Consider the following 21908-nt stretch of genomic DNA (forward strand, 5'->3'; position numbering starts at 1 on the left):
AATAGTCAATTAAGCAGTAAAAAATTACAATACACCCTTATAGCAACTTCTATTTTTGGTAGTCTTTATCTTGGATATATCTATCGATTTTCAAGAGCATCTCTTTAAGATACAACTCGCAAACTCTCTTAATTCTATTGAGTTCATTTTTATCATAAGTCTTACCTAAATCCTTAAATGATATTTCTCCGTGCGCTAGTCTATTTCTATTATCTTTCACTTTAAATAAATCTGTTCCACCAATTTTCGTGTTCTTTTTAAACCTGTACCTCTCAGCAAGTTTTTCGATTTTACGTTTATCTAGATTACCGGAAATATCGCCACTTCTAACTTGCTCTATATATTGGGAATAACCGACATTAATAATAGCACTTCCAATCTGATTAATTTCTTTTGCAATACTTGTTGCACTTAAATTTTGAAATTTTTTGAAATTATAATCAATCCAGATCGATTGAATTTCGTCAATTACCTCGGCATAAGACAATACATCGTTACTAAAAGAACTATGGATTTCTTCTAAGCCATTTCTTACAGTTGATTCTATAAGATTGTAAATCAACAAAAAGCCATTAGCTTTTAGAATCTTAAATAGATCATCTGAATCATTACTATAGTTATTTAAAAACTCAAAGTAAAGATTAATCTCTCTTACGCGATTATTATAGTCAGTCCAAACACTAATCATTTCCCAAAATTTTATCCCTTACATATTCTACTCTTTCTTTAATCCTTTTAGGGGTATGAGTATGATATTTACCCGAAATTACATTTGTAAATTCTTGTGATTTGATCCATTTTTCAGTTGGTATCTTAGATTCTTTCAACTCTGGCTTTTGCTCTAGAGCTAGTGCTGTTCCTACCGATATGGCTTCAAAATAAATTCTTGAAACTTGAGGCAAGTGATTTTTTGAGAAGCCATATTTAAAGTTTGATTCTACAAAATGCACCATATTATAGAATCTTAAATAGTATGCTTTCAATTCTTCATTATTTTCAATCAGGTGTTTTAATTCAGTAGTATCCTTATATTTTAAGTTTGCAAACTGTTTATTTTTGGACTCTAAATAGTCGTCTAAATATTTAGCAACGCCTTGCTTTTGAGGATACTTTTTGTAATTATCTGACAGTGCGAAAAATCTAAGAATTAATTCTTCTTTTTCCTGTCGCTTACCTTGTCTGGAATCAACTTTTGTTATTCTGTTAAATGTTTTATTCTTTCCACATATATCATAAATGAAATCTCTGAATGTACCTCTATAAATACCTTTACGCTTTTCCATTGCTAAAAGTAAATCACTCCCCCTGTTTATTCTTTCAAATATTTCATTCCTTACATCTTCAGTTGCTTTATCTGAAAGCACTATCATTCTTAATGGTGTGTTTTTAAATTTGCGCTGTCTGCTTGTTGTTAGGTCCTTAAAATCAAACCCGTTTAATTTATCCAGTTTTTCTAAACCAACTAGAGTCAATTCATTATTGATAAAGGCCGCTAATGTTCTTATTCTTTGAGAACCATCTACAATTTCTAACCTGTTATCTTTTTCTCTATTTTCTGCTAGGAATAAAAGAGGTATCGGAAGTCCTAAGATAATTGATTCAATAAGTTTAGACTGCCTCTGTTCATCCCATACGAACTCACGTTGATATTCAGGAACGTAGATTTCATTATCATCTTCATCTACCCCTTTTAAATATTTATCTGTTATGTATTCTATTGTGAATTCTCTTGTGTCAAAGTCTACAATTTTTTGCTCTTCGTAAATTTGTTTTTCCGTTAGTTCAGTATTTTTCATTGTCTATTTTTGTTATTACTTATTGTGCCACTTATTAATTTACGATTTACATATAAGTGACGATGAATATTTCATCTGCTATAAATCTACCACATACCCTCAACTAAAAAGTAAGGAAATCTGTAAATCCCTGTTTTTAAATGTGATTTAGGGGAAAAACACCCGTATTCAGACTTTAGGAAGCTCCATCGGTAAATCAGGTTTAACGTACAAAACAGACTATCCTGCTTTTTTTATCAGGTTTTCTTTATCAAAAGCAATCAATAGTACACCCAGGGCAAAGCCGCTAAGGAGTCCGCCAACGTGTGCGGCGTTATCAACACCGTCTGACCGGAATCCCGTAACCAAACTTACCCCGGCATAGAGAACCAGCAAGCCCCAGGTTAATGCCCGTGTTCTTATTGTATAAATCCTAAATACGGTAAAAGCTAAAATCAACCCATAAAGCCCAAAAATGGCACCCGAGGCACCTACACTTATGGTATGCTCGTGCACTACTATACTTGCCAAACCTGCAAGCACCCCACAAGCTATAAAGCTTAGAATCAGTTTGATTCTTCCTAATATACTTTCCAGTAAAATAGCACCAAATACCAGTCCCAACATATTCATAAAGAGATGTATAAAACCGAAGTGAATAAAAATAGATGTAAAAAGCCTCCAGTATTCCCCCTGTACTACTTCCGTTTTTCTAAGCCCTCCCAGATCTAAAAGTTCGGTTCCTGTAGGCGAGACGAAACTTATACCAGAAAAAATCATCACTACAAAAACTCCAATGTTTACAAAGATTAAAATGGCCGCTCCTCCATAGGATCCTAACGGGTTTAAAAAATTTAGAACAGCTCTAAGATCATCATCTTTCAGGGGTTTATTCGCTTTAAAATCACGCAGGGCCTTTTCATCAATTTTGGAATACAGTATCAGCAGCAGTATTACGAGAAGACCTATACCAAAGGAGCCAAACACCCAGAGTAAGGTGTCACCAAATCGTTCTTCAAACTCATCTGTTTTAGGAATCAGAATAATTTGTTGGGTTTCGGCTGCATTGGGGTTTGTATTTTTAATCGCTTGCATATAGCCATCCCAATCGTCTGAATATCCTACTTTTTCAAAATAGGATACATCCTGAAAATAATAGCTGGCAAAATTCCTTTCCGAATAGTTTAGGAAATTGCTAAACCAGGCATTCTGCTGCGTAGTTGTACCCGTATTGCCGGTACTCTCGTTGTATTCAACTCCATACCATACATTTTCGGCATTTTTAAAAGGGCAGGCCAAATACAAAAAGAAATTGAGCCGGTCATTTCGTTTTCCCGATGTTCGTGCAGTGGCATAATCTACACGTGCATCTTTGTTTACCCGAAAATTGTTGATTTTAAAATATTTTTCAGCCCCGTGACTTTTAATCTCGCTTGCATTTTCAAGGGTGACCAGGTCAAATGCAGCTTTTTTAATATAATGCTGGCTTATAACAATAGGAGCAACTATAGCAAAAATCATTAGAGCACGAATACCTGAACGTCCCCTGTCTGTATCTTTAAGTTTTAAAATTCTGATTGGGTGCCTAAGCCAAATCAATACGGGCAACACCGGAACTATAAAAGGGATCCAGATGTCGAGCAGTTCTTCTTTTAATGGAATCACACCAAGCCTGATATCAAAAACCCATCTGAAGAGGTTATAAAAAAGTATGGTACAGATGGAGACTACTACAAAGGGGAGGTAGATTTCCTTTAATTTAATTCTGAAGTCTTTCAATGTCACTTAGGTTATTGGTTCTGCAAAATAAGGGTTTGCTTAAACTGTTTTACCGTTTAGATTTCGTTTTATTCAGCTTCTGATATCCATGAAAAAATACTCCGCTTTCTAAACCAACGTGCTCAGGTATACGATTCCAAAAATCCAACCCAAATAAAGCAGGGTATACGTAAATGAATGCGAAATTGACAGGAGCAGATTTCCGACCGTTTTATTCGATTTGGTAAATACCAGTTTTAAGGCTCTAAAGAATACCCAATACAGCATCAGGATGATGATAAACAACGAAAACCAAAACAAGGCCTCCAGGAGCAGCATCAATACAATTAAAGCCAGGGTCATAACAATCCATAAAACAATAGATAGCAGGAGTCCACCTATACCCGCTCCTACATCAGCGTCCGGGGTTTTAAAAGTTCCGTTGATATCGTGAGCAAAAAGATCACCAGCTTTATAGCTCTTGTATTTGGGAAAATCATCCTGGAGACCAACACCTTTATACAGGCAATAAGCCATAAATAAAAACAGAATCAAGCCAATTATGGAAAGTGAAAGATAAAGATTGGCAGTAACTGCGCGATTATAATTGATTCCGGTTAACCAAACTGTTAGAAACGTAGCCAGTATTACCAGTATCGAAACTACAAATACGGTTTTGCCTTTTAGGTAATTTTTCTTTGGTATCCTGTTCATTAGGTTGCCTAATTTAAGGCATAAACTCAAAAACCAGAAGCCCGCCAGGGCTTCCCTGTTTTTGGTTTTGTGCCCTTGTGTACACAAGAAAGGGGTATTAGATCTGTTGCGCTTGCAATTTTAAATTGGGTGAAGGGCAGCAAGCGCTATCTAACGGCACTACGTATTAAATATACGGGGTATTTCCGTATAATTTTTACGGAAACCCATAAAATTTCACCTTCAGGCCTACTTTCCTGAATAATGCTCTGCATTAGGGTTGCAGAGGCTTATAAAGCCCGGGGTTCTTTTTTTGATATAAGAATGGGGGTGGTGGTTGAAGTGGTGGTTTTGTTTTAAGTGCTTCTAAACCTCCTGATGTCGGTTTGTTTGTTTATAGGTTCTATAGTTTGTTCCTTACTTTTCTTTAGCTCGCTGTTGCTTATTGGTTTTGGAGCTCGTGAACCTCGCACCTCGGTTTGCCTGTCCAAAGAAACCCTTCGACTAGCGCTCAGGGCAGGCGAACCAAAAGAAAGGAGCCTTTTTTATCTGTATCTCCTATTGGTTTTGGTCAGATATAATGTGCAGATGATAATTTGAGTTTTCAATTGTCATTATTCTCAGGCAAATTTCTTAGGTATTTTTGCCCTAAGGGGCAAAACCGCAACAAGTCCCCTAAATTTTCTCCAAGGCTTCGAAAATTTTTAACGGGGACTCCTTGCTATACTGAAGAAAAAGAAGGCTAAAGAATTGAATTCTTAGTCTTGAATAAAATACTAGTTTAAAGGTAGCGACAGATAAAGGGAATTTAGCTTTTTATTAAAAAGCCAATTAATACGTCAGCACCGGCCTATCAGAAGGTTCTCGTTAAATTTGCGGTGAACGTAGCGTGGCAGGCGGTTCTGTTTGAGGCCAGCGGCCGAGTTAAGCGCATGCAGCGCAGTGAACAAAAAATTTAGAGAACCTTCTGTAAGCCTTGATCTTTTGGTTCTTTTGTATCAAGACAAAAGAACAGAAACGCTAATTGAAGTTCTAGGTTTGTTTTAAGTTCTTCTAAACCTCCTGATGTCGGTTTGTATATTCGAGTTTCTATAGCGTGTTCTGTTCATTTTCTTTAGCTCGCTGTTGCTTATTGGTTTTGGAGCTCGTGAACCTCGTACCTCGGTTTGCCTGTCCAAAGAAACCCTTCGACTAGCGCTCAGGGCAGGCGAACCAAAAGAAAGGAGCCCCTCACTTAGGAATTTTTCGCTCGATGATCGAAATCAAAACTTTTTGAACCGGTTTTGAATCCTGGATTTAGTCCTTTGGTATAGGGCACTCGCTTTATAAAGCCGTTTAACGGCCGAAAACCGCCTTGTCAGCTCCACGTCGCTATCGCTCCTGAATCTCGGAGCTTCCTAAGGCTATTCTGAATCGAGGGAGGGCTTAAGAATGGTATTCTTTAAACTAAAAGTAACTATCAGGTTAGTGACTGGCACCCTTCTCCTTGGGAGAAGGGCGGGGGGATGAGGAAAAAAATTAAATAATGCCTGCACGCGATACAATCGCGCGCGAACAATGAGAGGTGTCGCGCGCGAAAAATGGTTTGTTTGTGTCAAGACAACAAATGGAAATAGGATTTTTAGACTGCTACTTTAAAGCTTTTTCAATCTGATCAAAGAGAACTTCCCTATTCATAGGATAACCTGCTTTAGACAATTCGAAAGTTCCGTCTTTTTTAAGGATAGCGTAGGTAGGATAGCTGGTTCTATCAAGTATTTCCATTATATTTTCAGTAAGTTCGGCTGAAGCGAGGATGTGCGTTCCTTCGAGCTTATAATAGGCTATCAGTTTTTTCCATTTCTTTTCATTTTCAATATCTAAATTAGCAATATACAGGTACTCCAAATCCCGGTCTTTAAAGTGTTTCTTAATCGCTTCCGAATTTAATGAAAACTCCTTACGGCACGGCCCGCACCAGGTTCCCCACATATCAAGCAGTACGGTTTTACCTTTTGCCAACTCCAATACCTCATCAAAAGTTGTATAAGCATCTGCATTTTCTATAATCTGCATCTTATCGGTAAGTTTACGCGCCCTTTTTGCTTCGATCTCTTTTATTGCAGGCTCTATGTACGGAATGTACGCGCTGTTGGGGTATTTTTTAACAAACCTTGAATAAATCTCCGTCAGGCTGTCTTCCTTATCATCAATAGCACTTTTAAATAGCGTGGCGTATAGAAACTCAGCGGTCCTTCCTTCAAAATGCTTATTGATAATTTTTTCCCTCAATACGTTCTCCCGGTCGTTATTATACAACTTAAGAGCTTCTTCCTGAGTAGCTGTATCGTAATAATAGGGAAGCAGGTCATTATGGCTCCACACGTATTCTTTAAGACGTATTAAATGTAAAGGAAGAAAATAAACATAATTGGGGATGTCAAAAAGCGCGGCATTGTTCATGGGTAATTTACGCGTAAGGGAGTCTGTAATCGCATGCCACTTGCTTTCATTTCTTTTAAAAGCTTCTCCCGCATAGAATTTTTGTGCTCCGCTAAATGTCAGATACGTCCATAACGGAAAGTACTCAACATATAAATCTGTTACCTCAACAAGGGATTGATCAGGATTGTACTTTTCGTTATACTCCTTTACTAGTTTTTTATTCCCGGCATTCGTAAGCTTGATTGCTTCAAGCACATTATAGGGCAAAGAATCCTTTTGATAGGTTTCGTACGATTCCCTGTTGCTCAGGACTTTTTGAAGTAAGGGCTGATTATTGCGATAACCTTTGCCCTGAACCACTATCGTAGAATCCGGATTTTCTGCATCAAACGAAACCTCCAGACTATCTCCGGGAGAAACGTAAAATGAATAGGTAAACGATTCATTAGTGCTACTGTCCCGATATCCCGCATTAATAAAGAGGGGTTTAGATATCTGGTCCTGCCAGGTTAATTCCCCGTCCTCTAGAGGAATATAAACCAGACGTTCACCAAACAAAACGGATGGTTTGGCGTAATCGTTTTTCAGGAAATAAACTTTGTCAACATTTGCATTATCAATATGCAGTTGAATTTTGGTAGTGGTTTGAGCATGAACTAAAAAAGGAAGAACTACTGCAATCCAGATAAACAATCTCATAATTTGATTTTTTGCTTAATTACTAGTTTCAAAACTTGCAGCAAAAAACAGTAGGGAATGCTTTTAATTCAGAATTAACTTCTTACAAGTCTATTAGAATTTTAAATATAGAGACATAATCTGAAAAATGCCATAAGAATGTTATGGTTTTACGTAAACCTGTTTTACTTTTTTTCAAAAAGCCCAATCGTATAATCAAGCAACCCGCTATCACCGGGATCTCCATGCCCGGGCACTACGATTTGCACATCGGGATAGGCGGCTTTTACCTTGCGCACCGTGTCTGACCAGGTGTCCTGGTTGGCATCTTCCAGATTGCCTTTAGAGGCACCTACAGCTTTGATGAGACAACCGCCAAAAAGTACGTGTTCACGGGCAAAATAGCCCACTACATCATCGGTGGTATGGCCTTCTCCAAAAAACCGGGCGGTGGCTTTTTGATCTCCCACTTCCAAAACAAGCAGATCATCAAATGCATGTTGCGGCACCACATAGCCCTTTTCCTGAGCCAGAGCTATGGTTTTGCGGTGCGCATAAGACGGAATCTTATGCGCGTGAAAGGCCTGCAATCCACCCAGGCAATCGGCGTGAAAATGCGTGGGGATCACCGCCTTCACTTTGGCATGTAAACTATCTTCAATCCAGGTGATGAGTTCGTACGAACCCGCATCGTCAGTAGGCGTGTCGTAGACAATCGTCTCGTTTCCATCACGAACTATAAGACCGTTACATGCCACATTGCCAAAATCCCGGGTTTGTAAAAAGGAGGTATGCTGAAACGTGTTTTCGGAAAGGCGGGTGATGACAAGCCGCTCAGATTGATAGATGATTATGGGATCTGAGGCATAGGCCTGTTGAAAACCAAACAGCGATAAAAAACAAAATAACAAACCAAATTTGAAAGCGGCAGGCATAGTACTGGCAAGGAATTAGCGTAAAACAAGGGTGACTGCTACCCGAAGATAGCGGGAGCAAAGATATCTTTTTATCAGCTCCGAAAACCGTCAGTTTCGAGCCAAAAGTAGAGCATCCCCCAGGCAAAGGCTACTCAAAGCCTAGGATAGAGCATCAGAGAGTATGAAAATGAGAGTTCAAAACTCAAAATTTCACATTTTATTAACATTAAAGGCGACTCAAAACAGGCGCAAAGACGGCATCCGGATCTGAACTCTAACCTGACCTTACCGATTAGAAGTAAACTACCTCAACGTAGTATAACCTTTGGCTAAACCCCTCAAATGAGGTTTCGCCCTTCGGAACTTGGTATAACAAAAAACGACCGGTAGTACCGGCCGCTAAAAGGGTTTTATCAAAAACCTAATGATTTGTGATTTGGAAATTAGTAAAAATTTCTGATAGCCTGTTGAGGAATTCCTTAAAAGTAAGGCCTGCGATTTCTTATAGATTGTTACAATCAAAATTCAGAAAATAGCAAATCTTACGTAATAATTAATTATTTTTACACGTAAAATAATGAGCTGTGGACAAAAAACTCACTTTAAGCCTGAATGAGAGCGTTATCAACGCTGCAAAGCGTTATGCAAAATCAAACAATACCAGCCTTTCAAAACTGATAGAGTCTTATTTGGGTTCACTAACCCGAAACGATAAACAAGAGGTTGAAATCACACCATTGGTTAAGAGTCTCAGCGGGATCATCAACCTGGATGAAGGTTTTGATGAAAAAGATGCGTACACCGATTATTTATTAGAAAAGTACAAATGAAACGCCTTCTAATCGACACTAATATTGTCATTGATGTACTCTCCAAAAGAGATGGCTTTTATGAAGATGCAGCCGTTTTATTCTCCCTGGGAGATCGAAATCAACTTCAGCTCACGATATCTTCACTAACCCTTGCCAACACCAATTATATTCTTACCAGGTTAACATCAGCCAAAGAATCCCGTGTAATCCTCAGAAAATTTAAGGTTTTGGTTGAAGTTTTAAGTCTTGATGATAAAATCACCGAACTGGCTTTAAGTGATGAACGTTTTATCGATTTTGAAGATGGTTTGCAATACTATTCTGCCCTTGAGAACCAAATTGACGTCATTATCACCCGAAACAAAAAGGATTTTAAAAATTCAAAACTACCGGTACTCACTCCTAAAGAATACCTGGCTAAAGCCTGATTCAGTTAGTGATTTGCAGGTATTCATAAAGTCCTGCCAGTTCTAAAGAGTCTAAAGTAGCTACAAAGGTTTTACGATGATAGTCAATACTTAATTCCTTTATTTTTAAAGTATCAAGAGTTGTGTTATTTATACGCAGCTATTTCCAATCCCAAATACTTCATTCCCGGTTTTAAAAAATAAGAGAGGTACTAAAAAGTATGGGGTATTTAAGACCAAATGTCTTTTGTCTTTCGTCTTTCATCTTTCGTCTTTCATCTTTCGTCTTTCGCACTTTCCACCATTTACCTCTCACCTTTCACCCACTCACCTCTCACTCCCCCGCATTTCCCTATCTTTAGAATTCGAAAAACAACCCAGTATGCTTAAATCCATTCTTGCATTAACCATCGCCATCCTGCTTTCCGCCTGTGCCGGTCAAAAACCGCTGATTAAAAACGGAAGCACACCAAGACTGCTCTCAGACCAATTCAGCTTTACCGAAGGCCCTGCGGCAGATGCTTCCGGCAACGTGTATTTTACCGATCAGCCTAACGACCGTATTTACAAATGGGATGCGACAACCGACAGCCTTTCGGTATTTATGGAAGGAGCGGGCCGCGCTAACGGACTCTATTTTGATGCTTCCGGAAATCTGTTGGCGGCTGCCGATAACCAGTCTGAACTCTGGAGCATTTCGCCCCAAAAAGAAGTAAGCGTTTTGGTCAAAAACTTTGAAAACAAACGCCTCAACGGACCAAACGATATCTGGATTGCCCCAAACGGCAACCTCTATTTTACCGATCCGTTTTACAAAAGACCGTATTGGGAGCATAGCGAAAAGGAAATCGAGGCCGAACAGGTATATCTTTTAACCCCGACAGGTGACCTGCGTATCGCCGCGACCGATTTTGTAAAACCCAACGGAATCATGGGCACTCCGAATGGAAAAACCCTTTACATCGCCGATATTGGCGCAAACAAAACCTATGTGTATACCATTGCCGAAAACGGTGATCTCACTAATAAAAGGCTGTTTACAGACCAGGGTTCAGACGGGATGACGCTGGATAGCAAAGGCAATGTATACCTTACGGGTAAGGGCGTGACCATTTATGATCCTAAAGGAACTCAGGTGGAACACATTCCCATTCCTAAAGACTGGACGGCCAACGTCACCTTTGGCGGAACAGACCGCAAAAGCCTTTTTATCACCGCCCAGCAGGCGGTTTACCTGCTGGAGATGAATGTACAAGGTGCACAGCGCTAATTTCAGAAAACCGGAAACCTTCAGGAATTACACCTTAGGCAGTTCCCAGCCGTTGTTGTAACGGGCACCCACAAGGGCGTCTGCCTCGGCGTCGTTAAACGAACCGCTCGCAGCATCCCAGTAGATCTTTTTACCGGTTTTATAGGCAATATTGCCCATATGTGCGGTGATGGCGGCAACGCTGCCGGTCTCAACTCCGCAGGCCAGCGCGCTTTTATCGTTGTTGCGTACGGCGTCTACGAAGTTTTTAGCATGCTTATCCAGCGCATTGCCTTCAGGTCTGATAAGGTCTATGCGGTCAATTTTGGTTTTCCACTCCCCGTCTACGCGTTGACCTTCCGGAATGACTTCCCAGCCGCCGCGGTTTACCACCAGCGTGCCGTTATTGCCTATAAACGCGATCCCTTCGGTACGACCGTAAGGCCCACCGTCAATACCGGTAGCATGTTCCCACAACAGGTTATAATTATCAAACTCATAAACGGTCTGAAGCGTATCGGGAGTTTCGGAAGCATCATCAGGGTAGGCTAGCTTTCCGCCGGAGGCGAGAATCGATTTTGGCGCTTTGGCACCCATCGCAAAAAGGGCAATGTCGAGTTCGTGCACACCCCAGTCGGTCATCAGACCGCCCGCATAATCCCAAAACCAGCGAAAGTTAAAGTGAAAGCGGTTTTCGTTAAAGGGACGCTCGGGCGCAGGACCCAGCCACATCGCATAATCTACTCCGGGAGGCGGAGTCGTATTGGGTTTTTCGGGTACGGGATTCATCCAGCCCTGATACGCCCAGCATTTTACGAGGCGTATTTGTCCCAGTTTACCCGATTGTACGTATTTAATCGCCTCATCATACTGCTGCCCGCTGCGTTGCCACTGCCCTACCTGCACCAGCTTGTCTGACGCGTTGGCGGCTTTGAGCATCAGGTTGCATTCTTCAATACTGTTGGCCAAAGGTTTCTCTACATACACGTGCTTACCCGCCTGAAGGGCATCTACCATATTGAGGCAGTGCCAATGGTCTGGTGTACCGATGATGACGGCATCGATGTCTTTATTTTCGAGCATCTTGCGGTAATCGGTATAGACTTTTGGGGCTTTGCCGGTAAGTTCTTTGACTTCAGCACTACGGCGGTCGAGCACCCGCTGATCTACGTCGGCCAGAGCGACGCAGGTCACATTAGGCAGTTTTAAATGCGCCTGCATATTTGACCATCCCATCCCGTTACAGCCTATTACCGCAAAGTTCATACGGTCATTGGCTCCAAAAATAGAAACCGGATTTGCCAATAGCGACCCCGAAAGGCTTAAGCCTGCGGTAGCCAAAGTGGTTTGCTGTAAAAATTTGCGTCTGGGAAGCGTACTCATAGTGTAAAGGTTTAAAATTAACCCTTACAATATAGTCAATTTTACTATATCGATTTCTTTGGAAATGGGTTTTAAACCTGATCTGCTTAGTATGAGGTCTCGACTGCACTTCGACAAGCGCAGTGTGACACGCTCGACCTGACATTAGAATACCGATTGTGGCTGATTACGAGCACAATCAGTAAAAAATTATTTAGCTCTTCCTTTTGGTATAACTCAAAAAATTACCCCGCGGTAAATACAGGAGTGTTAAGGAATCTTCGGTAAGCTTATCAATCGCATAATTCATCGTATCGCCTTCCTGAGTCAAAATCAGATATTGGGTGTCGGGATTTGACGGCTGTCCATCGGGCAACTGGTCTGCAATGCGCAAGGTATAGGTATTTGATGCGTCTTCTATACCTTCATATCCCATAAGCAGCTGCTCATCGGTCACTTTTAAATACGATTTGGAATCTTCCGTACTTACCCAGACTCCCTGCAATTGCGCCAAAGTTGCATCTTCACTGGTTTCAAAAACGGGTTCGCTTTGACTACTAAGCGTATCGGGGGCTGTAGTTTGAGGTTCTTCTGCCGCGATCTTTTTTTCGGTGGAAGGTTTACAGGAAAGTATCAGAACCGCAAGCAAAATCAGGTAACGTATCATCAGTGGGTATTTTGAGTTTCTACGAAACTAGTTTATTAGGACAATTGGGAAATCTATTCTAGGATTTAATTCGAATTAAGAAGATAAAAAACTTTAATAGCTTTAGGCTAATTTAAGCGCAACGTTGATTTGTTTAAGGATAGCCTTAATAATGTATTTTTACACCACTTTTTAAAAGGCTATGCAAACACCTCCTGAAATACGCCATGTCAACGTCACCCGTTACATCACACCCTTGCGGGAAGGCGGTTCGTTGCCCGCGGTTGCCGATGCTGATGACGGCTTTAAATATGTGGTAAAATTCAGAGGGGCGGGTCACGGTCCCAAGGCGCTTATTGCCGAATTACTAGGTTGTGAGATTGGCCGTATTTTGGGATTTAAAGTGCCTGAAGTGGTTTTTGCACATCTGGATGAAGCTTTTGGTCGTACAGAAGCCGATGAGGAAATTCAGGATTTGCTGAAGTTTTCGCAGGGACTGAATATCGGTTTGCACTTTTTATCGGGAGCCATCAATTTTGACCCGGTGGTGACTGCGGTTGATGCGCAACTGGCTTCAGAAATCGTCTGGTTTGACGCCTTTATGACCAATATTGACCGTACGTTTCGCAATACCAATATGCTGATGTGGCATCGCGAGCTCTGGCTTATTGACCACGGCGCGACGTTGTATTTCCACCACAGTTTTACCAACTGGGAAAAAAGCGCGGCCACGCCTTTTGCTTTGATCAAAGATCATGTGTTGCTACCGCAAGCCTCTCAATTGGAGGAAGCCAATACCAAACTGAAATCCCTGCTCACCGAACAGGTGCTTCAAAACGTGGTAAACCTCATCCCGGATGAATGGCTGCATTGGGAAGGCACTGAGGAAAGTCCCGATGACCTGCGCGACATCTACTTTCAGTTTTTAAAAACCCGACTGACCCATTCTGATGTATTCACCAAAACCGCAAACGATGCACGACAGGCACTTGTATGAGTATGCGGTAATCCGCATCGTTCCTCAAGTGGAGCGCGAAGAATTCTTCAATGTAGGGGTGGTACTTTACTGTAAACGCCCGCGTTTTATTGGGATGGAATTTAAGCTGGATGCAAAAAAGCTGGAAGCCTTCTGCCCCGAACTCGATGTGGAACAGGTAGAAAAAAACCTCAACGCCTTTAAAGCCATTTGCTACGGTGAAAAACACGGCGGCCCTATCGCCAGGCTCGAGCCTGCAGAGCGCTTTCGCTGGTTAACCGCGACACGGAGTTCAGTGATTCAGACTTCTAAAACCCATCCGGGATTTAGTGAAAATCTGGAAGTGACTTTAAAATGTTTGTTTGAAGATTTAGTACTCTAAAATCAATCTTGTCACATCGAGCGTGCCACACTGAGCGCAGTCGAGATGTATTGATATTGGTTTCATGATTAGCAAATTAAAGTTTCCAGGTCAAAAACAACTGTACTTGTTAATCTCCTAACAGGATTATTTTAATTTCTATTTTAAATAAAATCCTATTCTTTTTTGCATCGCCCAAAAAAGAATCAAAAAAGTCTAGGCTTAAGAAAACGACTCTAAATTTATCATTCGACTTCTAAATTTCCTTAACTCCCCTGCGGGTCAAACAGAAGGAAATTTTACGAAGATCTCATTTCAAATTTTACGAGTCCTTTTCTATACGCCGTTTTCTAAAATCTAAAAAACAATTCAAGGCTATAAACCTGTTCTTTAGCTTTGGTTTTCTTTCGAGAAGTGAACAAAATAAGTTAATTCTCAAACTCCACTTTAAATAAAGCCACACCCTGTCTGGGTAGATCCAGATTTAGGGTCAGTTTCCCCCCTTTCACATCCATATACTGTGGAGAAGTGAAAAGCTGTAACTGACCGGCCTGCTCCAGTTGGTCTATTTGTTCGGGAGTTGGGTTCTGCGGAGATCCCATAGCTTTGTATGCTGTGTACGAATTGCTGAACTGCTCATCAACCCGATACTGGGAAACCAAAACTTTATTGGAAGGTAAAGCCTCCAGATTCAAGGTTACAGGTGTAGGTTTTACCTGAATATCATTCCGGTCATGATAATTAAAAATCATGACGGTGACGGCATCCTCCCCGTGAGAAGCTAAAGCATTCACATCGGGATTATCGCGCACGCTGGCGTCGCTTATTTTTTTATAATCGTAATCCAAATCGCCTTCCACCTTAAGGCGGTTAAACTCCATCATCCCAAACATGCGGAATACATTAAGCACCGGTTTATCGACTCCGTTTGTGGCCATATCCCGAAATCCGGCATACCATGGCTGATTTTCAAACTCAAAACCCCAGGTCACCGCACCGGCCAGATTGATATCGTAGGCTTTGGCCAAATCGTACTTTCGGGCAAAAGAAGCAGCGGTATAACTGCTGTACATGGTGCCGTTGCGATAGGCATTTTCGGGATAATCGTCCTCAGAGCAGGCGGCACAACCTTCGGGATCAGACTCGCCAATAATCACCGGCAAATACCGCAAATCGGGATAGGAAGCTACCACTTCAAAACCCTTACGGATGTCGTTAAGCTGTGCGCCCATATTCATCACGACCGTTCCGTCAACCAGTTTGGGGCTTCCCTTGGCGTGAAACGTAATAAAATCAAGCGGAGCACCGGTTTCACCGGTCGCATAGTTTTTTCCGGAAACCACGTGATCTAAAAAGGTACGCAGAAAGGCTTCGGCTTTGTCCCAGCCCGGCCCGGTTGTTTCGGGGCCGCCTATTTTCGCTGTAGGCAACGCACGCTTCACCGCATCAGCCGTATAGTCGTACAGTTTGATGTATTCTTCAGTCGTACCGCGCCAGTAGCCGATGTTGGGTTCATTCCACAGTTCCCAGTACCAGCTTTCGACCTCCTCTTTTCCGTAGCGATCAACCGAATGTTTAACCCACTGATAAACCAGTTCTGCCCACTTGTCGTAATCCTTAGGCGGGTATGCCCAACCTGTAAAAATTTCATCGTATTGAGCACCGGGTTTCCAATAGTGCCGGTAAGGTTGGGGTTTAGACGATAAAGCTTCGGGCATAAAACCAATTTGCGCCAGCGGTTTCATTCCTAAATCGATATACGTATCAAAAATTTTATCGATTATAGTCCAGTCGTAGATGGGGTTTCCGTTTTCATCTTCGGTATAGGCATTGGTTGAACCCCATTTAAGCGCTGCTTCGCCGTCACCGGTAACCAGCAGGCTGTGTGCCCTAAAAAACACAGGTACCGGACTCAGTTCAGAGATTTCCCTGATTAACTTTTTACCGTCTTTCATGTAGGTATAGTTGGGCTCATCATAGCCCCACCAGGCCCAGATGGGCTGTAACTGACCGTCTTCGTGAGTTAAATTAACCGTCATTTCAACGGGCTGCACGTTATCGTACTGCGCAAATACGCTAGCGCTTAAAAGCATCAGTACCAAAACCGATAAAAAAGAAGCTGTAAATCGTTTCATAAGAGTAAAAGGAATTGAGCTCAATAAGTTACGTTAAAATGTTTAAAGTACACTTATCAAAAACGATTTCCCTGTCTGGTTTTCACCGGATGTGATTAACAGGGTTTGTTGACAACATCCCATCCCGGCCTTCCCTTCAAAGGGAAGGAGCTTAAATCTCACTTAACAAAAGATCCAGGTCCAACTATTCAAGCTCAATTCTTGAGCTGAAAAAGTATTTACGCTTCAAAAAATTAAGGTTCAAAACCCAACCTTGAATTTTGAACCTTAAACTTTAAATCTTATTCCTGAAACAACAGCGGTACGAAGTCTGAAAGATAAATACGCCAGTTTCTCCAGATATGGCCGCCTTCGGTTTCTACATATTCGTAGGGCATTCCCATCTCGTCCAGCATGGCACGGTATTCTTTGTTGGCTTCGTAAAGAAAATCGGTTTTGCCGATTCCGATCCAATAGAGTTCGTAGCCATTATCCATCTGGTTTTTTAAGGTTTCCTCGAAGTTAGAATACACACCTTCCCCGCTTTCATCGCCTCTTGCCATAATCGCCGCCGAAAACAAACCTACGTAATCAAAGGTATCGGGGTAGTAGCGCGAAATGTGCAAAGCGTGATAGCCTCCCATCGAGAGTCCGGCGATTGCCCGGTTTTCCTTATTGGCCTTCATGCGGTAGTTGTCTTCAACAAAACGGATAATTTCGTCAAAATTGGCTTCATACATCCCGTTCATCGTTTTGGGCACCATAAAATTTGGCGTGTAATACCCGGCGCTACCTGCTCCCGGTGCGGCATCCTGAATCACATTTCCATTAGGCATCACTACAAGCATAGGTTGGGCTTTGCCCTGCGCGATCAGGTTGTCCATAATTTGTGAAGTACGTCCCAAAGTCAACCAGGCTTCTTCATCACCACCCGCGCCGTGTAAAAGGTACAGCACAGGGTATTTTTTGGTTTCCTGCTCATATCCCGGCGGGGTGTAAATGCTTATTTTACGATCCATCCCCAAACCTTCTGAATCATACCAGCGGCTGGCAACGGTACCGTGCGGCACATCCTGCACGCGGTACAAATCGGCCTGCTCTCCGGGAACGATAAAAATATTCATCACCGAAGCCACATCCCGAATCAAAAACGGATTGGCCGGATCGGTGGTTTTAAAACCGTCTATGATAAAGGCGTAATTGTACAATTCGGGAGCCAGGGCTTCTGTGGTATAGGTCCATACTCCTTTTTCATCTTTGGTTAATAAAGCTTTACCGGGGCCGTCCATTTCGCCATACGGACTTTGAACTTTTACGCTGGGCAGAAAATCGCCGGTTACGTAAACCGAATCTGCCTGTGGAGCATTGAGGCGAAAAGTAACGGATTTGTCAGGGTGAATTTCGGGCGAACTCACCTGTTGCCCATTGAACAGGGATTCCTGTGCTGATAAAATCCCGAAGCTAAGCGCGAATACGAGAACGATATAGTTTTTCATTGTAAGTAAATTTATTTTTAAATATGAAGAGGCTTTTCGCCCGTAAGGTTAAAGGTACACATTTGATAAAGCTCTTAAATTGACAATTGTCAAAAATCTTGTGGCTAAAAACGGTTTAAAAGGCTTAAAAAAATCCGGCAACAACTTAATCGCTGTTGCCGGATTCCTAAACTAAAATCGCCTGATCGTTCAGCTTAAAACGTATAAGTAAGCTTCCCTCTGAGGTAAAACGGAGTTCCCGGCGTAAAATGAATTTCCTCTACCGGGGCGGGTTCGTTAAAGAGTCGGCTTTCGGTGGCAAATTGGGTTTCATTCCAGTCTACGTCAAACAGGTTTTCTACAATGATTCCTAGCGTCCAGTTTTTAATGGAATAATTCAGGTTGAAGTCGGTCACAAAATAGCCTTCGGCTACGATGGAATTGTCCTCGTTAGCAGCGCGATCGCCCAGCCATCGGTAGCCCAAAGACCCCGAAAACCCAGAAAGATTATCAACACTCAATCCACCGGCTGAGGTAAACTTTGGCGCCAGCGGAATATAATCTTCCCCATCCGGCTCTTCGGTGCTTCGGGCGTAGGTATAATTGGCATCGCTGTAGAGGTACAACCAGTCGAGCACCTGATAGCGCGCACCCACTTCAAGGCCCATTCTGCGGGTCTTTCCGCTGGGCTCTACAATTCCGGCATCGCCTACATATACAAATTCCTGATCCAGAAAAAGCGTCCATAACGTGGCATTTAATGCTAACCTGTCTATAGGCTTTACCAGCGTTCCCAGGTCCAGATTGTAAGCCGCCGGAAGAATTTCTTCCCCGTTATTGGCTATTACCACGCGACTGTCATTAGAATGAAAACCAATTCCTGTCTTCAGAAACAGCTGCCAGTTCTTAGAAGCCGAAAAAAAAGTGTTGAACTTGGGGCTGAAAGCTATTTTAGATTCGCTTTGATTGTCATAGGTTTCAGTAAGCTTATTGTAGTAATCAAACTTGAAATAATCCAGACGCACGGCAGGCTTGAAGCTGAACTTACCTGTTTTGAATTCGGTATTGATAAAACCAAAAGCATTGAGCTCGTCTACATCGCCCAGAGCAAGACGCTCCAGAATGGTCTGTCGGTTAAGCGTTCGCGATAAACTCACCTCATCTACATTGTCGTATCTAAAACCCACACCGGAATCGTAGTTAAAAGTACCTTCTCCCAACGGCAGATAATGACGCGAATACACGCTTTGCAAACCGGCCAAAAAGCGATCTTCCTGCTGTTTGATCTGATCGCCATTTACGGGATCTTCCAAAAAGAAGGTGAAATTGGAATACAGTTCAAAATCGTAGTGGGCCACATAGGCATTGGTTTTTAGCACGGCATCGTGTTCCAAATTTTTAAGGTGCTGAAGGCTGAGATTGGTGCGGCTGGTCTGTCCGCCCTCGGTATCGTCAATTGCCCCGAAGCGCCCTATTAATCCCTGATCTACGGCGCGCTGTGGAATTTGACCGGAAGCATCCCACTTGCTTTGAAAATGCGAAGCCGTCAGCGTGATTTTATCGGCATTTAGATTGGTGTAGGTATACCTTCCCAATACGTTAAAACGGTTGAAATTCTGCGGACTGTCAAAAGGACCATCGGTTAGATACATTTCAGAGGCCACATAAGCGGAATGCCTGTCGTCATCTGTCAGGTTAAACATACCTGTAAGCCGCGAGGTGTTGAACTGACCTGCTTCCAGCGAAATGCTGCTGGCATCCAGGCTTTCTTTTAAACGCAGGTCTACGTAACCGGCGGTGTTGAAATTTCCTTTATCGGCATAATAGGCTCCTTTGCCAAAATCGATGTTTTCAATAGTTTCTGGAATCACAAAGTGTAAATCGGCGTAGCCCTGCCCGTGGGCGTGAGACACCATATTTACGGGCATGCCATCGACGCTGATGGCCACATCGGTACCGTGATCTACATCAAAGCCCCTTAGAAAAATCTGTTCGGCTTTACCTCCCCCGGCATGCTGACCGATAAAAAGTCCGGGGACTTTACGCAGGATTTCCTGCGAAGATTTTACAGGATTCAGCCGCAGGTCTACGGCTACCACCTGACTCAGGCTATTGACTTCTGAAGAAAGCACCACCTGGTCTAAAGAGGTACTGCTTTCAATCAGGGCGATTTGTATGGGTGCATTAAGCCAAGATGCGTCAACGCTGCGGGTAAGCGTACTAAAACCCAGTCGCGAAAAAGCAATCGAATCCCGAAGCTTTACGCCCGGCAGATTAAAGACTCCTTTTGCATTGGTGTGGGTATGCTTCCCGCTGGTAAGGTTGTAAATATTGATATTTTCAAGAGGTTTTCCGGCCTCGTTGGTCACAGTTCCTGTAAGGTTTTGGGCACTTAATTGCGCGCAAACCAACAGAAACACGATTATATGATATTTCATAAGTGTGTTTAAGAATAATAAAAGAATGTACTGGCGCGGGCACGCGAAAACGTCTGGACGTTTTGCATGAAGCCGGCACAGCAGGATAGATGAGGCTGTCTAAAAAATAATCCTGAGTTGTTGAACTGCCCCGATGTTTCTCGGATCGAAGTTTTTAAAATACTGATAACCAAATAGTCTTCGACAGGCTCAGACTGACAATCCAATACAGAACAACTTTTTAGACAAGCTCGTGAGTAAACTACCTTGGGGTAGTTTACCCTTTGGCGGGGCCATTAAAACAAACTTATACCTGAGGCGGGGGAACCGGAATACGCAATGCGAGTAACTTTTGTTCATGAAGGAAAAAAGAATATTTCGCTTTGGAAATGATTATTTGTGGAGCAAAAGCCGGATGGGCTTTTTCAGCTTGCAGGTGTTTGTCCAGCTTAAACGAGACGGTCTTTTTATCCTGCTCCTTTTGAAGGTCGTCTTCAAAAGGTTCCAAAACCTGCTTGATGTATTCTAAAGTGCGGTGGTCATGACCGGCTTCGGCTAGGAGTTGATCTGCCGATAAAAAACCGTGCTCGTGGGAGCTAGAGGTGATGTGGTAGAACTCGTGTTCCCACTGGTGCGCCCATTCTAAAACATGCTGTTGCACCGGAGCCAGGATATAAATCAAGGAAAGCCAAGCCGCACCGGCCGCTGCTAATATTGATTTAAACCGAGTAAGCCCCATAGGTCTTTGCTTAGATTTCGCAAAACTACAGCGGCTGACTGAAATAGGTGACTGTTTTGGGCTATTTTTTAAAGGAGCCTATGTGCCAAAGGATTCCGGAAGGATCGTGTACAAAAAACTCGCTTCCCCACTGCTGATGCACCAGTTCTGAAACGCGAACTCCGGCGTATTTTTCGGGAAGCTGAAGGCTTTTGATGTGATCTAAATGCTGCTGCACGTTTTCCACTTCCAAAAAAACCATGGTGTTATCTACCCAATCTTTGACGTAGGCGTCCTGCAGGTAAAAACCGAAATCTCCCATTTTAAACAAGGCCATTTTGGGCGGAAGCACTACTTCTTCAAAACCCAGATCCCGGTAAAAAGCACAGGAAGTATTGAAATCTTTAGCCCCTAAAAACGGGCGGATGGATTTGATATGCATAGAAACCGAATTACAGGTGCTCAATTTTTAAAAGTTCATTTCTAAAGATAATACGGAATTCAACGCCTTCAACAACCGTATCCAATTCAAAATCTGAAGGATAAGCCGTGTCATTGGTAGGAAACCATTTTCTGGAATTTTTGTCGATAAGAATAATCAATCCGTTTGCATCACCCACGGCACAAAAACGTTCAAAGCTGCCATCGTAGACTTCAAGTCCCAGCGTCTTGTTAAGCGTAATAAAGCGTTGTTCAATAGCATCAGTAGGCAAACCTATTTCTGAAATTTCAAGCAGTTGTGCTTTGCTAAAGGCGTCTGAAGTTTGGTTATTCAGGGTATTTCGGGCGATAAACTCCACAATATTGTGATCTGCGTCGTAAAAGTAGATGGCCCGTGCATCCCAGTTCTCAAAATATTGAATTCCCTTTTCGCCATTCCTTAAAACCTCAACCCTTTGCTTCAACCAGCTAAGCGCTTCCTGTTCTTTCCCTGCCGGGATTGTGATCGCAAAATGATAAGGTGTGGCGGTCTGGCGTTCCTCCAAAGTCAGTATCGATTTACCCAGTTTAACCGAGAAGCTTTTTGCGTCTTTCTCAGAAACCTGGAGACCTAAGGTTTCTTCATAAAACTGACGCTGTTCCGCTGGTCGAGCCGTATAGATTTTCAGTCTCCGAATCTTCACTA

General features: G+C 42.4%; 19 protein-coding genes. 5 read left to right on the forward strand and 14 right to left on the reverse strand.

Annotation, left to right across the window (positions count from 1 at the left end; genetic code table 11):
- Positions 1 to 49: 49 nt before the first annotated feature.
- The 6 genes from ACSSS3_RS05870 to bla form a co-directional block, all read right to left on the reverse strand.
- Positions 50 to 688, reverse strand: a complete 639-nt coding sequence (locus tag ACSSS3_RS05870) for an MAE_28990/MAE_18760 family HEPN-like nuclease (protein ID WP_442846803.1) — start codon at positions 686 to 688, stop codon at positions 50 to 52.
- Complete coding sequence (locus tag ACSSS3_RS05875) at positions 681 to 1796, reverse strand: DUF262 domain-containing protein (protein WP_442846804.1); 1116 nt, start codon at positions 1794 to 1796, stop codon at positions 681 to 683. Before ACSSS3_RS05875 ends, ACSSS3_RS05870 begins: the two co-directional genes overlap by 8 nt.
- A gap of 219 nt (positions 1797 to 2015) precedes the next feature.
- Positions 2016 to 3554, reverse strand: coding sequence for a rhomboid family intramembrane serine protease (locus ACSSS3_RS05880; RefSeq protein WP_442846805.1), 1539 nt, complete (start codon positions 3552 to 3554; stop codon positions 2016 to 2018).
- Positions 3555 to 3662: 108 nt separating this feature from the next.
- Positions 3663 to 4247, reverse strand: coding sequence for a hypothetical protein (locus tag ACSSS3_RS05885; protein ID WP_442846806.1), 585 nt, complete (start codon positions 4245 to 4247; stop codon positions 3663 to 3665).
- Between the two features lie 1608 nt (positions 4248 to 5855).
- Positions 5856 to 7349, reverse strand: coding sequence for a thioredoxin-like domain-containing protein (locus ACSSS3_RS05890; RefSeq protein WP_442846807.1), 1494 nt, complete (start codon positions 7347 to 7349; stop codon positions 5856 to 5858).
- A gap of 164 nt (positions 7350 to 7513) precedes the next feature.
- Positions 7514 to 8263: a subclass B1 metallo-beta-lactamase gene (bla, locus tag ACSSS3_RS05895; protein WP_442846808.1), complete on the reverse strand. Its 750-nt coding sequence runs from the start codon at positions 8261 to 8263 to the stop codon at positions 7514 to 7516.
- Positions 8264 to 8829: 566 nt separating this feature from the next.
- Between bla and ACSSS3_RS05900 the strand changes: the two genes are divergently transcribed.
- From ACSSS3_RS05900 to ACSSS3_RS05910, 3 genes are all read left to right on the forward strand, one after another.
- The gene (locus tag ACSSS3_RS05900) at positions 8830 to 9075 is read left to right on the forward strand and encodes a DUF6364 family protein (protein WP_228231787.1); all 246 of its coding nucleotides are present in this window, start codon (positions 8830 to 8832) and stop codon (positions 9073 to 9075) included.
- Positions 9072 to 9485, forward strand: a complete 414-nt coding sequence (locus tag ACSSS3_RS05905; RefSeq protein WP_442846809.1) for a type II toxin-antitoxin system VapC family toxin — start codon at positions 9072 to 9074, stop codon at positions 9483 to 9485. Before ACSSS3_RS05900 ends, ACSSS3_RS05905 begins: the two co-directional genes overlap by 4 nt.
- A 361-nt stretch (positions 9486 to 9846) precedes the next feature.
- Positions 9847 to 10734, forward strand: coding sequence for an SMP-30/gluconolactonase/LRE family protein (locus ACSSS3_RS05910; RefSeq protein WP_442846810.1), 888 nt, complete (start codon positions 9847 to 9849; stop codon positions 10732 to 10734).
- A 27-nt stretch (positions 10735 to 10761) separates the two neighbouring features.
- Here the strand turns inward: ACSSS3_RS05910 and ACSSS3_RS05915 are convergent, their stop codons facing one another.
- A complete protein-coding gene (locus tag ACSSS3_RS05915) occupies positions 10762 to 12096 on the reverse strand; it encodes a Gfo/Idh/MocA family protein (protein WP_442846811.1) in 1335 nt (444 codons plus the stop codon).
- 193 nt (positions 12097 to 12289) lie between these two features.
- On the reverse strand, positions 12290 to 12742 hold the full coding sequence (locus tag ACSSS3_RS05920; protein WP_442846812.1) for a hypothetical protein: 453 nt from the start codon (positions 12740 to 12742) through the stop codon (positions 12290 to 12292).
- Between the two features lie 181 nt (positions 12743 to 12923).
- Between ACSSS3_RS05920 and ACSSS3_RS05925 the strand changes: the two genes are divergently transcribed.
- Together ACSSS3_RS05925 and ACSSS3_RS05930 are read left to right on the forward strand one after the other, a co-directional pair.
- Positions 12924 to 13718, forward strand: coding sequence for a HipA family kinase (locus tag ACSSS3_RS05925; RefSeq protein ID WP_442846813.1), 795 nt, complete (start codon positions 12924 to 12926; stop codon positions 13716 to 13718).
- Complete coding sequence (locus tag ACSSS3_RS05930) at positions 13696 to 14079, forward strand: DUF3037 domain-containing protein (RefSeq protein ID WP_442846814.1); 384 nt, start codon at positions 13696 to 13698, stop codon at positions 14077 to 14079. The genes ACSSS3_RS05925 and ACSSS3_RS05930 overlap by 23 nt, the downstream gene beginning before the upstream one ends.
- 407 nt (positions 14080 to 14486) lie before the next feature.
- Here the strand turns inward: ACSSS3_RS05930 and ACSSS3_RS05935 are convergent, their stop codons facing one another.
- From ACSSS3_RS05935 to ACSSS3_RS05960, 6 genes are all read right to left on the reverse strand, one after another.
- Positions 14487 to 16193, reverse strand: coding sequence for a GH39 family glycosyl hydrolase (locus ACSSS3_RS05935; protein WP_442846815.1), 1707 nt, complete (start codon positions 16191 to 16193; stop codon positions 14487 to 14489).
- Positions 16194 to 16474: 281 nt separating this feature from the next.
- A complete protein-coding gene (locus ACSSS3_RS05940) occupies positions 16475 to 17668 on the reverse strand; it encodes an esterase (RefSeq protein WP_442846816.1) in 1194 nt (397 codons plus the stop codon).
- Positions 17669 to 17862: 194 nt separating this feature from the next.
- A complete protein-coding gene (locus tag ACSSS3_RS05945; protein WP_442846817.1) occupies positions 17863 to 20085 on the reverse strand; it encodes a TonB-dependent receptor in 2223 nt (740 codons plus the stop codon).
- Between the two features lie 286 nt (positions 20086 to 20371).
- Positions 20372 to 20803 (reverse strand): hypothetical protein, encoded by a 432-nt coding sequence (locus ACSSS3_RS05950; protein WP_442846818.1) that lies wholly within the window; start codon positions 20801 to 20803, stop codon positions 20372 to 20374.
- 61 nt (positions 20804 to 20864) lie between these two features.
- Positions 20865 to 21224, reverse strand: coding sequence for a VOC family protein (locus ACSSS3_RS05955; protein WP_442846819.1), 360 nt, complete (start codon positions 21222 to 21224; stop codon positions 20865 to 20867).
- 10 nt (positions 21225 to 21234) lie between these two features.
- The gene (locus ACSSS3_RS05960) at positions 21235 to 21906 is read right to left on the reverse strand and encodes a VOC family protein (RefSeq protein ID WP_442846820.1); all 672 of its coding nucleotides are present in this window, start codon (positions 21904 to 21906) and stop codon (positions 21235 to 21237) included.
- Between the last annotated feature and the right edge of the window lie 2 nt (positions 21907 to 21908).

This window comes from Leeuwenhoekiella sp. H156 (genome assembly GCF_052218455.1).
Lineage (GTDB): Bacteria > Bacteroidota > Bacteroidia > Flavobacteriales > Flavobacteriaceae > Leeuwenhoekiella > Leeuwenhoekiella parthenopeia.